The sequence below is a fragment of the Acidaminobacter sp. genome (assembly GCF_030247605.1).
GTDB lineage: Bacteria > Bacillota > Clostridia > Peptostreptococcales > Acidaminobacteraceae > Acidaminobacter.
In genome coordinates, this window is sequence record NZ_JAOTSB010000013.1 from 44,383 (window position 1) to 56,790 (window position 12,408).

11 protein-coding genes are annotated in these 12,408 nt (G+C 50.5%); 3 read left to right on the top strand and 8 right to left on the bottom strand.

Annotated features, from left to right (window positions below; genetic code table 11):
• Positions 1-22: 22 nt before the first annotated feature.
• The 3 genes from OEL90_RS07885 to OEL90_RS07895 form a co-directional block, all read right to left on the bottom strand.
• Entirely contained in the window at positions 23-631 is a 609-nt protein-coding gene (locus OEL90_RS07885) for a hypothetical protein (RefSeq protein ID WP_291402040.1), read from the bottom strand.
• Between the two features lie 153 nt (positions 632-784).
• Entirely contained in the window at positions 785-1,435 is a 651-nt protein-coding gene (locus tag OEL90_RS07890) for a hypothetical protein (RefSeq protein ID WP_291402042.1), read from the bottom strand.
• Positions 1,436-2,341 carry a hypothetical protein gene (locus OEL90_RS07895; RefSeq protein WP_291402044.1) on the bottom strand — a complete coding sequence of 302 codons (906 nt, stop codon included), beginning with the start codon at positions 2,339-2,341 and terminating at the stop codon, positions 1,436-1,438.
• A gap of 443 nt (positions 2,342-2,784) precedes the next feature.
• Between OEL90_RS07895 and OEL90_RS07900 the strand changes: the two genes are divergently transcribed.
• Together OEL90_RS07900 and OEL90_RS07905 are read left to right on the top strand one after the other, a co-directional pair.
• Positions 2,785-3,327, top strand: a complete 543-nt coding sequence (locus OEL90_RS07900) for a cysteine hydrolase family protein (protein WP_300687786.1) — start codon at positions 2,785-2,787, stop codon at positions 3,325-3,327.
• Between the two features lie 71 nt (positions 3,328-3,398).
• Positions 3,399-4,316, top strand: coding sequence for a D-2-hydroxyacid dehydrogenase (locus OEL90_RS07905; RefSeq protein WP_300687787.1), 918 nt, complete (start codon positions 3,399-3,401; stop codon positions 4,314-4,316).
• A gap of 139 nt (positions 4,317-4,455) precedes the next feature.
• On the opposite strand, the gene OEL90_RS07910 is transcribed toward OEL90_RS07905, so the two are convergent.
• The 5 genes from OEL90_RS07910 to OEL90_RS07930 form a co-directional block, all read right to left on the bottom strand.
• Positions 4,456-5,373 (bottom strand): serine/threonine protein phosphatase, encoded by a 918-nt coding sequence (locus OEL90_RS07910; RefSeq protein WP_300687789.1) that lies wholly within the window; start codon positions 5,371-5,373, stop codon positions 4,456-4,458.
• A 197-nt stretch (positions 5,374-5,570) separates the two neighbouring features.
• On the bottom strand, positions 5,571-7,721 hold the full coding sequence (gene ppk1, locus OEL90_RS07915) for a polyphosphate kinase 1 (RefSeq protein ID WP_300687790.1): 2,151 nt from the start codon (positions 7,719-7,721) through the stop codon (positions 5,571-5,573).
• A gap of 123 nt (positions 7,722-7,844) precedes the next feature.
• Positions 7,845-8,375: a flavodoxin family protein gene (locus OEL90_RS07920; RefSeq protein WP_300687792.1), complete on the bottom strand. Its 531-nt coding sequence runs from the start codon at positions 8,373-8,375 to the stop codon at positions 7,845-7,847.
• Between the two features lie 208 nt (positions 8,376-8,583).
• Positions 8,584-9,948, bottom strand: a complete 1,365-nt coding sequence (locus OEL90_RS07925; RefSeq protein WP_300687793.1) for an alkaline phosphatase — start codon at positions 9,946-9,948, stop codon at positions 8,584-8,586.
• Between the two features lie 207 nt (positions 9,949-10,155).
• Complete coding sequence (locus OEL90_RS07930) at positions 10,156-11,865, bottom strand: phosphodiester glycosidase family protein (protein WP_300687794.1); 1,710 nt, start codon at positions 11,863-11,865, stop codon at positions 10,156-10,158.
• A gap of 255 nt (positions 11,866-12,120) precedes the next feature.
• Here OEL90_RS07930 and OEL90_RS07935 point away from each other — a divergent pair, with 255 nt between their 5' ends.
• Positions 12,121-12,306 carry a hypothetical protein gene (locus OEL90_RS07935; RefSeq protein ID WP_291402059.1) on the top strand — a complete coding sequence of 62 codons (186 nt, stop codon included), beginning with the start codon at positions 12,121-12,123 and terminating at the stop codon, positions 12,304-12,306.
• The last annotated feature ends 102 nt before the right edge of the window (positions 12,307-12,408 follow it).

A 12,408-nucleotide genomic window follows, 5' to 3' on the forward strand; every position in this document is an offset into this window, starting at 1 on the left:
GTATTGACAATAAGACCCCCAGTTACTTAATTTCCACTTCGGTCACATATAATATCTCGCAGGCGCGATTCCCGGAATCTGTCCGCGTGAGGCTCGACGTCCAGTCCGGCAGCTGCGGATCAAAGGTCACGCTCACGAGATAGCCTTCCAGCCGAATGAGGTCATGCTTGTCAATTTTCTTGATTTGCTTCAGGATGTCTTCATCTTTAGGGATCAAGTGCGTGTTCGCAGACTGGATTTGCACATCATAAACACTCACCGGAGCGTTGGGAGAAAGCCGGTAGTAATACCAACGACCAGACTGGGTGTAGTCAATGGTGTCGTCAATGGCCCTCTGATTCAGATTGCCCCAGGCCAGGGCCAGATCTACCGGCGAAACGGCTGCCGAAGCGTCGCTGGTGTAGTTTTTGCGGCCTTTGACCACGGCCGTGATCTCATACTCCGCCAGCAGCTCAAGGGTCACTGGTCCGTTCTTCCCCTCGAACTCAATAGTCTCTGGGGCGCTCAGCTGACGCTGTACGGGTTCGGGGATCTGATCCGGGTAGTTTGGCGTTCGGTTGAGTACCCCTGCGGCGGTTGCGGATACAATGAGGAGGATCAGAAGCAGTATGAATTTTTCCATGGTGTTCATCTCGGGTTCGCCCCCTTGGTGCTGCGTGTTTTGGGTTAAGGGACCATCGGCAAAGCACTGCCGCCTTTGGCCTCTTTAACGTGGCTCTATTATAGCAAAAAAATGAGGACGCAGGTGGGTGCGCCCTCAACAAACTTGAATTATTGTGGTTTTTCATGGCGCGCTGGGCGCCTGGGACGGCCGGCTGTCTGAAGCGGGCTTCAGACCGTAAACCAGCAGGATGAACCAGATTCTGAGCGCCAGCATGGCAATGCCGTAGGCGACGCTGGACTCGAGCATTCCCAGCGCCAACCCGGCAATGCCTATGATCGAGGCGCTGACGAGAAGCACGAGATAGAGGCGAAGTCTTTTAAGATAAAATACTTTTCGTTCAGGGTTGCCCTGGATTTCCAGCAGGCAGGCCGCGCCCGTCAGCAAACAGTAAGCGAGAGCCAGGTCCAGGAGCGCGCCAAGGCCGAAGTTCAGCAGCATGGCCAGTGGATGCTGTGCAAGGAGCTGACTGTAAAAGGCAGTCGCGACCCTTGGCACGGCGACTAAAGCACTGATCAGGGCCAGTGTCGCCGCACGCTTGAAGTAATGGGTTGGAGGATGGACTGTGTCAGTGGAGGTCTCCTCTATGATTGGTTTCGGATGCGCTTCTTCAACTTCAGTGGGAGGGGGTTCATTTATGAGCTGTTTGATGCCAGACCGAACCATGAGATACGCAGCGAACGCCGGCAGCGGCAGGCCCTCAAATCCGCCGAGGTTGATGTGAAACGTCACAAAGCAGAGACCCCAGAAGATCCGGTTGAAGCCTTCATGCATTTAGATGACCCCCCTTGCTCGCAGATAGCGGACCAAGTCTAGAAAGTTTTCAGGCCTGTAGACAGTCTGATTCTCGATTATGCTCATCAGACGCTGGCTGTAAATCTCGCCCTCTGTCGTCCTATAGGTCAAGACCGGCGTCAGATCATAAACCGTGAATTGCTGTGTGATCTCCCAAGGCCCTTTTGGGACGGCAGTCGTATGGACTGAATCCCCTTCTGAAAGTTTGGCGCCTTTCAGCTTAGCTGCGCTTTCGCCGTTGATTTTGATTTCGAACAGCGCCTCAAGCTTAGACATCAAAGGTGACTTGACCTCAAGGACCTCCATGGGGATCTCGACTAAAAAGTTGGACTCATAGGCATGGTCCGAAGATCCACCGCTGCTTCGGTGCTCAAAATGCCCCTCTGGCAGCTCGACTCCGGAAAGATAGATTTCACCAATTTCAACCGTTTCCCTCTCGCCATTTGCATAGTAGAGCTCCGCACAGGTCAATTTAACCGGTCCGAAGGGCTCTGCCTCCAGTAAGTCTATGGAGACCATAAGGGTATTGAAATTATAGCGCCCAATGGTCGTTTTCCCGACAGGCGTCCCCATGAAGCTGGTCAGGCCAGCCCCCGGCTCATAATAGATCCTGGTCTGATCCTCAGGCCAGGGTGCTTCCGGGAAGATCACGCGCTCAATCACGCGCTCGTCCGTCACATCCATCAGAAACGGCATTGGCAGCATCACTTGTTGGAAGGCCGGATAGCCCTCAGGTGTTGTTCTGACAATGCTGGTGTTTTCCCGAAACTGCTCGAAGAAAACCGGTCCTTCTAATTTTACAGACCACCAGAAGCTCAGCGCGGCCAGGGTCGACAATGAGATCAAGATTAAACCGGTGATGAACAGGCGTCGATTCGTCTTCAACTGAATTCCTCCCTTTGCTTGGCGTTACTGCAGATTCCATCGCTGCAAATTCCATTGATGATGAAAATATTTTTTGCCGATGGTCGTTATCCTTTTACAATATTGTATCATACTGGTAAAGGCGGAGCGAGGCGCATGACGGTTTTAAAATGAGCATTTCCTAAAATATTGCAATTACTAAGTGAAAGGAGTGTCTGACACCGAGTTGCACTGAGTGTCAGACACCGAGTTGTACTGAGTGTCTGACACCGGGTTGAAATGAGTGTCTGACACCAAGTTGAACTGAGTGTCTGACACCAAGTTAAAAAGAGTGCCAGAGCTCACTTTTTTTATGTACAAAAGTTGTTTTTTTTCATAATTAGGTATCTATATCAATACAAGAAAACTTCACATTGCATGAGCATAAGAATCTGAGCATTAAATTTGCCGAAAGGATGGTCAATTTGTCAAAAGCTTTGTTGGTCATAGATGTCCAAAATGAGTATTTTACCGGAAAACTCCCTATTCATGATCGTGACGACAGCTTGAAAAATATCCTTAAAGCCATTGAACACGCAAATGCCACTGGTATTAAGGTGGTCCTGATCAAACATACCATCCCGAGTCCGGATGCACCCGTATTCGCCGTTGAATCCTTTGGGGCAGAAATTAAACAGGAAATAACGCAGCAACCCCATAATCTGATTATCGAGAAACACCTCCCAGGCAGTTTTACCGGCACGCCGCTTGAAGAATGGCTCAGATCCAATCAAATCGAAACTGTGGCAATCTGCGGATACATGACCCACATGTGCTGCGACACGACCTCCAGGCAAGCGGTCCATCTCGGATTTAAAGTAGAATTTCTGTCCGACGCCACCGGAACACTGGACTTATCCAATAAAGCCGGGTCCGTAGATGCAAAAACCCTTCACGAAACCATCCTTGTAGTCCAGGCAGCTCGATTTGCAGATGTCTTAACGACTGCGGCGTGGTGTCAGCTCTGATCAATCAAGTTAAATTGCATACAACTTAATTCACTTTCTTATCACACCAACCTGAATAGGAGGACCTCAACATGCTAAAAATACTGGCAAATGATGGTTTGGACTCCATAGCATCCGACTGTTTATCAGAAAAAGGCCACTCTATCGACACTACCCATTTTGATCCCGAGCCTCTCAAAGAGGTCATAGGCGATTATGATGTCATTATTGTCAGATCCGCCACAACGTTGGATCGAAATATACTCGATGCGGCCGCACAGCCGGGCTCCAAGCTAAAACTGATCATCCGTGCCGGCGTTGGACTTGATAACATCGATGTCGATTACGCCACTGCGAAAGGCTTTGGCGTCCGCAACACGCCGAATTCCAGCAGCACCTCCGTCGCGGAGCTGGCTCTGGGGCACATGTTCAACCTTGCGCGCCACATCCACCTATCCAATATCACGATTCGCAAGGGTGAATGGAACAAAAAGCATTACAATGGCATCCAGCTCTACGGAAGAACCTTAGGCATCATAGGTTTTGGCCGCATTGGACAGGAAATCGCCGCCAAAGCCCACGCCCTCGGCATGAATATCCTCTATTACCAACGCAGCGGCCCAAAAGGCAGCCATGAAGACTTCAAATTTGTCGATCTTGAAACGCTCCTCAAAGAGTCAGATTTCATTACCCTCCACACGCCGTCCAATCCGGATGGCCGCGCTATCCTGGATGCTGAAACCATTCAAAAAATAAAAAAAGGCGCCTATGTCATCAACACCGCCAGAGGCAGTCTGATTGACTACGACGCCCTTCTCGATGCCCTCGACAGCGGCCACCTCTCCGGCGCTGGACTGGATGTCTATACGGAAGAACCGCCGCTCAATCCAAGATTGACGCAGCATCCAAAGATCTCTATGACACCGCATATTGGCGCTTCCACCGAGGAAGCACAGCGTGGCATTGGCGCTGAGGTGTGCGATGTAATCACTCAGTATTTTACGCCATAACAACAATGGAGGGGGAAGGCGCCGGGGCGCCTTCCCCCCTTCCGCTGTTTCAAGCAGAAGAAGCCGGCGGCGCGAGGAAAGCTGGGAGTCAGCTTTCTTCGGGGCGGCGGCTTCTTTCCTTTTCTCCTTGAACTTCACGTCATACCACTTCATTAAACTGATACTTTTTCAAGTCGTATTTTGAAACAAATTGCGGTCCTCTGAGCACCTGTCTCTCCACCCTCAGTAGTCCCTGCTGATCTGTGCGAATACGCCATTCCACCAGCATGACAGTATTGTTTACAATCTCTATGCCAGTGACACCTTTGGTATGCACCCCGCAGCCGGAATTGAAATAGGGGAGCTCTCCGTGCTTTGGAAACTTTGGCCGGTGGGTATGCCCGCAAATCAGCATCATCCGGTGTTTATAAATCCATTTGTTGTAGTTGCGCTCAATCTTATGCATCTTATGTACGTTTTTCGCCGGACTCGCCGGATTTCTGAATCCTATCATGTGCATGAACCGCCAGAAATAGCGCAGCGACAGCATTGAAAATCGCCACATCTGGTCATTCATGAAATCGCCCTGGTGGCCGTGCAGCGCCAAAATCTCCTGGCCCGTTTCCTTATGCTTAAGGAGCAGCGCTTCATGCGCCGTCATGCCTTCAAAGAGCTCACAATTTTCTTCGTTGTACTCGTCGAAAAAGTGATAAAAATTGTGCTGCAGATAAGCCTGATCTTTCAAATACATATTATGATTCCCATAGAGCAAAATCATTCTATTGTCATCATGAAACCTCTTAAGCATGTCATAGACGTCGCTGTGTGCAAAACGGATATGCTTGAACTTTGAGTGTTCCCATAGTTCTTCGCCATCTCCGGTTTCGACGAAGGTAAAGCCTTCGTTGTAATAATAGTCGAGGGCACTCAGGAACGTGTTCTGATTTCTTGCAAATTCATCAGAGAGACTATTGTCACCGCGGTGGGCGTCGCTAAAAAAGACATAACGTGAATTTTCATCGAAGAGCTCGACACGGGCGTCGGTGTAGGCCTCGGTCAGCCTTTGGTCTGTGAACATGGTCATCGCCTCGATTGTGGGGTTATACTCGGCATCTGGGATTGGATGCCTTGTTGGAAAACCATCGGCAAAAACAGGTTCTGTATGAGGTGCTCATAGTGTGAACCTGTCTTTTTCATTAGAATCTATACCCGTTTCCAGAGCCCATGTCTCTATTTTCTAAAATTTTTCGATCGATACGCAGGTCAACCTTCACATCACTTTTTGAACCTTGCCACGACATCCTCGAGCCAGCGCTTCAGGGATTTGTTGTCAGCTGTGTACACAGCGACTCTTCGAACAGCCTGGGCCATCATCTGTTCCTGGCAGTCAACCACTGCTTGCGACTCAGTCATCACGGGAATATAAGTGCCCTCGGCGGTTATGGTTCGGGCCTTTACGTTATCCCGAAGCTGTAGATCAAGCATTTCAAGGAGGCGCTTTTTAATGGTCATGTCCTGGATAGGACATGCGATTTCAATGCGTTTGACCGTATTGCGCGTCATGAGATCCGCTGAGGAGATATAGAGTTTCAGGTCCTGAATGCTGTCCTCCGGATCGCCAAAGCAGAATACTCTGGCATGCTCCAGATATCTGCCGACGATGCTCCGAATCCACACATGATCCGTCTTTCCCGGAACCCCGGGCAATAGGCAGCATATGCTTCGAATGATCAGCCGGACCGGCACCCCTGCCTGGGACGCTTCAGCCAGGGCATCGATAACCTCCCTGTCTGAGAGGGAATTCAATTTCATAAGAATGCCGCTGCCCTTACCATTCCTTGCTTTTTCAGTCTCGTTTTCAATGAGCTTCAGGATGGGATCTTTGAGTTCAAATGGCGACACGAGGAGCTCTGAGTACTCGCCTTCAAGATTTGAAATCAGGATTCGCTTGAAAAACAGACTAGCGTCGGTCCCAATAGCCTCATCTGCCGTTAAGAGCGACAAATCCGTGTAGAGCTTAGCCGTTTTTTCATTGAAATTGCCGGTGCCAATATGGGTGATGTAGCTCAGTTTATTCTTATCACGACGCGTGATCAGGCAGATCTTTGAGTGAATCTTAAACTTCTCAAAGCCGTAAATGACCTTGCAGCCAGCCTCTTCCAGCCGCTCCGCCCACTCGATGTTGTTGATTTCATCAAAACGCGCCCGAAGTTCCATTATGACGATGACTTCTTTCTTGTTTTCCACAGCGTCGATCAGGTATTCAGCCAGCTTTGACTTTCTGTCAATCCTGTAAAGGGTAATTTTAATACTGATCACTGTAGGATCTATGGAAGCCTCACGAATTAGATTTATAACGGGATCCATGGCGTCATATGGGTAGTGGAGCAGCAAATCCTTTTTCATGATCTGCCGGATTATACTTTCGGACGGATTGACTTCAGCGCTGTTCTGAGGCTCAAAAGGCTGGTAGGTGAGATGGTGCCGGGCTACGGCCGTCAGTCGGCTTTCCAGTTCAAAAACATAGGTCATATCAAGCGGCGTTTTGCTGTAATAAACTTGAGTGAGGTCGAGATTCAAACGACTACATATAAAACTTGAGAATTCAACGCTCAGCTTGTTCTGCAGCTCCAGGCGAACCGGGGCTAACCGGGCCCTGAGTTTCACTATTTTCTTCATGTGGCTTCTGAAATTTTCATCCACTTCAAAAGCCTCATCGTCAGGCTGGATGTCCGCGTTTCGGGTGACGCTGATCACCGTTTTTTCGAGGATCTCGTACATTTCAAAGACATCAGGGGCATATTGGAGGATCAGATCTTCAATCAGAATATAACGGAGTGATTTACCCGGCAGATAAACCACTCTTGGCAATGACCTGGGTACGGGGATCAGACCGTATTGCGTTAACTCTTTGGATTTCAGCATCACCGCAATGGTCAGCGCCTTATTCTCAAGATGCGGGAACGGATGGTGCGGGCTGATCACCTGAGGTGACAGCACTGGCATCACCTGGGTCTTGAAATAGGTTTGGATCACCTTCCTGTCCTTGCCTTCAAGTTCTGTCACCTTCAGCCGTTCGATTTCGTATTGCCCCAGAAACATCTCAACATTTTGAATAGTTTTATCCCTGTGCGCGTACAGCGGCTTGACGGCTTTGTAAATTGCCTTCAGCTGTTCTGCCGGCGTCATGCCGGATTTGTTGTCAATCATGGTCTTTTGGAGCATGGACAGGTCTAGCAGGCTCCCCACCCGGATCATGAAAAATTCATCCAGATTGCTGGAAAAAATGGACACGAACTTTAGCCGTTCCATAATAGGAACGGCCGGATCATTGGCCTCGTTTAGGACCCGTTCATTAAATTTCAGCCAGGACAGATCCCGGTTCTGCGTATAGGTGTAATCAATATAGTCCTTGGGCTTTTGCATAGTCGTTCTCCTGTCCGCTAATGGTGATAGGTTGTGTAAACGTGTCTCAAATGGAACATAAACGCGCACCTGTTTAATTGCAGTCCACGAAAATTTCAGGCCAAATTCACGTTAAATCTCAAGCTATTCAAGAATCCGGTTATTTCTCAGCCACGCTGTGAGGGCTTCCCGGAACATTTCAGGAGACAACACCTGACTAGCTCGCTGCTCATCTCCCACAGTCGCCAACATCTTTGAGGTGAAGCCGATGGTATCCACCACCACGCCCCCCTTTTCTTCAACACGCCTGCGCACAGAATCCATGACCTTTTGCGACGGCACATTGTCTGCCATCGTCATGAAGATCCAAACTTTTTTGTTTTTAAAATTCCCACGCTTTAAGAAAGCGTTGATCGCCGGCGTCGAATTTCCTGCCCAAACCTGGATCCCCAGAAATAGATTGTCATAGTTATTAATCAAGACCGGCAGTGGCTTAATGGCGCTTTTCAAATGAAACCAGGCACCCATAGCCGCCATTGGAAGGCTGCCGAAAGGTCTTGGTTTCATCTCTTCGATCCGTTCAAGGGCAAACCCGGTCTGCGCGTGGAGCTCCCGGGCGACTGCGGCTGTATTGCCCGTCCAGGAATAATACACTATTAGACTTTGGCCTTCCATGCCAAACACTTCCTTTCCTGAAAATCCTATACCCATTCCGGAGGCTTGAATATCACAAATGCAATGGAAAGCAGGGATAGTTGGCAATAGTCACAGACACCCTCTTGCTTCAAATAAAAAAGCCCGCCATGAAGCGGACTTTCCTTTGATCCTATAATCTGATGGAAGGCGGTGTCTGACACCCGCTTCCCTCGACCCCGCCTTTCCGCTAATTCAATAGGGCTCTGATCGCTAAGACAAGCTCCGTATTATCGATATAAGCACCTCTGACCGGATCCTGTTGGTCTGCCAGTTTCTTGAAGAGTTCAGCGCCCGCGCCTTTCGCGAATAATGGAATCAATTGGTTGGTGTGGTTGCCGCTGTTCCAAGCCATAGTCGGCATGACACCCTTCCCTTGATTAACCACGTCATCATTGACACCTGCCGTCCCTGTCAAATAGCCCGTTTCATGGTCGCCCGTGACAATGACCAGCGTCTCACTCCAGCTGCTGTTGTTTTCAACCCAATCACAGACGGCGTCAACAGCGTTGTTGAAGTCTGTCTGCTCTTCAATCAATCGGCCGCTTTGATTCGCGTGGCCGGCCCAGTCAATGGCGCCGCCTTCAACCATGAGGAAGAAGCCTTCTTCATTGTTGTCCAGAACGTTGAGGGCGACATTGGTCATGACTTCGAGGGTTGGGACGTAAGCATTGAACGGTACCTCATAGGCATTCGCTTTGCCATCGCCCCCACGGCTCTGCTGGAGCGTCGTCGCGACTTGTGGAATGCCGAGCAATCGATTTGGAGCATCGCCGGTTTGCAGCTCTTCAAATTCGGTTTTCAGCTGGATCAGTTCCCAAGGGTCTGAGTTCCCGTCACCATCGGCATCCGCAGTTGTTAGAGTACCATCCAGCAGTGCATTCCAAGTGCCTGCCCCTCCGACATATTTGTAATTTGCGGAGGTTTTGAAAGCGCCGTTGTCATCATAAAACGGGTGACCCGCGCCAAGGATGACGTCTGTCGCGCTTTCCATCAGCATTTCATTGGCGATCGCACTGTAATTGTTTCTGCTGGCGTTGTGCGCCACAAAACTTGCCGGTGTCGCGTGGCTGAACTGGACGGAGGAAACAACGCCTGTGGCTCTGCCGATGGTTTCAAAATCAGAAGCAATATGGATCAGGTCTTCTTGCTCAAGATCAACACCGATCGCTGCGTCATAGGTTTTTACGCCTGTCGACATAGCGGTTCCGGCTGCTGCAGAGTCCGTAGGCTTTTCTTTAACAGCATCGAAACTGGCCCAAATCGTTTCCGGAGTGTAAGAACCTACTGAAAAAGTACTCATTGCCACCTTGGTCGGGAACTTTTCATAGCGCTGGGTGCCGGCCTTGCCCTCGTTATAATAGTCCGCTGCGAGAATTTGATTGTAGCCCCAACCGTCAGAGATTAATAAAATGACATTTTTGACGTCCTTGCCATTGCCAGTGATTTTGTCTGAAACGACTGGTGCTGCTGCAGCTGGGACGACCATCGCGGCGGCCATGGATGCCATAAGCAAAGCTGAAACTGCCGTCTTGTTGAAATTTCCTAGTTTCAAATTATTCTCCTCCTTTTTCAAAACCATCCGTTTTTGTCTCTTGTGCACAAGATGAGCATAACGCGGCAATGTTAAAGAGGGATTGACTCTTTGAAAGCATTGGGTAAAGTCATGTTAAGTTTAGGGTGAACCACAGGTACACTTTAAATGGAACACTGAAATCGGTGTCTGACACCGAGTTTCAAGACACCGAGTTTCATCACAAATTCAATTCTCCACTATCACAATTGCGTTGCTGATGGCCCGTCCGGGTGTCCGGATCATTTTTCCGTTGTAATACATGCCGCTTGAAGCCCCGCCGTCCAGGTTCGTCGCGGTTTTGGCGCCCAGCTGGATCATGATGTCCGCCAGCTCATGGAGGGTGGCGGTGGTGGTGATGAAGATCAGGCGACCATCGGCAGAAATCCCTGCAGCGCTTCGGGCTGCTGAATTCGTGGTAATCTTGGCCTCATAGAAGGCCTCCTTCCCCAAATCGATGGCTTTCACGCCATCCCGCACCAGCAGGGGACCTGCGCCCACCACGGATTCTGCCTTGGCCCAGAAGTCCCCGCCCAGCTCAGCCGTAAACGCGGGCTGCATGCCAAAGCGGCTGCCCTCGGCAAATTTGGCGTAAGAGGTATAGACATAGCCGGCGTTTTGGTTGATCAACGCGCCGGTGGCAGCCAGGAGATTCGTATCCTTGCCGGGGTAACTGTGGGCCGCCGGAAACACAACGGTGTAATCCGCGGTGTTGGACAGGGTGCCTGCCCAAGGCTTGGCCTTCGAAATGATGCCGCCGCTGACGGTGAAAACCGTGCCCGCAAAGGTTGCATTCAGAGCGATCTGGCTCTTATACTGCTTGTCGAAGATCACGATGCGCTGATCCGTGGCGTGGATCAGCGGCGTATTGAGGGAAAAGCCCTTCCAGGCGCCGCTGTACCAGGAGACCTTATCGAAGACGCCGCCGGTGTTTTCGCCATTGACCGTCGAGGACACCCGGTCGATCCGGGCTTCAGTCCCGGCGATCCCAAGTGAGCCATAGTGTCCGCCCGTGGTCAGCAGTTTTCCGCCCACGACCAGGGTGTTGCTTGGCGTGCCATAGCCGTTGTAAGCGTCAAAGAAGGTGCCGTTGATGGCGAAGACGGCGTTTTCGCGCTTGGCCGCCGCCTCCAGCGTGTTGGTCTCCCCTACCCGCGATCCGGCGAGGACGGCTCTGGCCTTCAGTTTGCCGCTTTTCAGGTCAGCGGTGACAACGCTGACGGGGATGGATCTGGTCCCGACTTTTATGGTTTTTTCAGCGAAAGTCAAGGCGCTTGAACCCCCTGCCGGTGCTGTGGATGGGGCTGGGCTGGAAGGCAGTGCAGGTTCAGCCGATGGTCCCGAAACCAACCCCTGTGCCGGTCCGCTGGCATTGATCACTCCCGAATTGATGACAAGCCCGCCCGACTGGCTGAATTGATAATCCCAGCCGAACATATCCTTGGCAAACCGCCATGTCAAAGGGAAATAGGTGATATCCCGGAAATTGAGAATTGGATAAGTTTCTTTGGCATTGTCTATGCGCTGTCCACCCACTATGACGGGATAAGTGACAATTTTTGCGGAATACGTGGTGTTCAGTCGGTTGCTGCCAGCGACATCCTGCTTGACAGTCTCCTGGCTGGCAGCCTTTTGAATGTCGAGCCCTGTCTCTGCTGAGAATTTCAGGGTGAGGCCGAGGGACCGCGATAAATTCCAGGTCATGGGGAAATAAGTGATGCCTTTATAGAGCACCAGTGGGTATTTGGCGCTTGTCGACTCAAAGCTGACCCCATTCAGAGTGACTTTGAAGGCCGGAAGGGTAACACCTGCATCAGCGGCGTAGGAACGGTTGGCGACAGGTGGAAGAATTGCGGTCAGTGCCAGGATTAAACTGAGCAGAATTATGAATTTCTTCATTGGATGCGACCTCCAAACTATATGTTATTCATAGAATAGCACTTTGTGCCTTCTTTGGAATGTTACAAATATATTTCGGTGTCTGGCACCAAGTTGAGGTTGGTGACAGGCACCAAGTTGAAAACCGTCCGCGTCACCAAAACAAATTTTACCTCACCATAATTTCTCCACAACTCCATGGCATACTGTCCTCAGGGTCACAGATAACCCAAACCAAACTAAAAACCAATCATTCCTATAGGAGGACAATTTAAAATGAAAAAGACAATCGCCGCCAGTATCCTTTCCTTACTGCTCATCACTTACGGTTCCCAGGCTTTCGCTTCCAACGCGGTCTCCAATATGGCCACGAACAATGGCGGCCTCAGCGTCGCAGAGTGTGCCAAAACCATGGATCGCGGCGTCTCCGTGTGCGCTCAGCACGACGCGTGCTTAAAGTAATCAGTGAACTACCCCCCTTTTACTGAAAGTTTGAACATATGAAAAAGACAGGCCTCGCAGGGAAGTTTCAGCGCGTAATCCCCTCCTGCAAGTGCCTGTCTT

Bases quoted from the DNA above. Each gene is read 5' to 3' on its own strand.
- OEL90_RS07885 (WP_291402040.1), bottom strand. From the start codon at position 631: ATGAACACCATGGAAAAATTCATACTGCTTCTGATCCTCCTCATTGTA.
- OEL90_RS07890 (WP_291402042.1), bottom strand. From the start codon at position 1,435: ATGCATGAAGGCTTCAACCGGATCTTCTGGGGTCTCTGCTTTGTGACG.
- OEL90_RS07905 (WP_300687787.1), top strand. From the start codon at position 3,399: ATGCTAAAAATACTGGCAAATGATGGTTTGGACTCCATAGCATCCGAC.
- OEL90_RS07910 (WP_300687789.1), bottom strand. From the start codon at position 5,373: ATGTTCACAGACCAAAGGCTGACCGAGGCCTACACCGACGCCCGTGTC.
- ppk1 (WP_300687790.1), bottom strand. From the start codon at position 7,721: ATGCAAAAGCCCAAGGACTATATTGATTACACCTATACGCAGAACCGG.
- OEL90_RS07920 (WP_300687792.1), bottom strand. From the start codon at position 8,375: ATGGAAGGCCAAAGTCTAATAGTGTATTATTCCTGGACGGGCAATACA.
- OEL90_RS07930 (WP_300687794.1), bottom strand. From the start codon at position 11,865: ATGAAGAAATTCATAATTCTGCTCAGTTTAATCCTGGCACTGACCGCA.
- OEL90_RS07935 (WP_291402059.1), top strand. From the start codon at position 12,121: ATGAAAAAGACAATCGCCGCCAGTATCCTTTCCTTACTGCTCATCACT.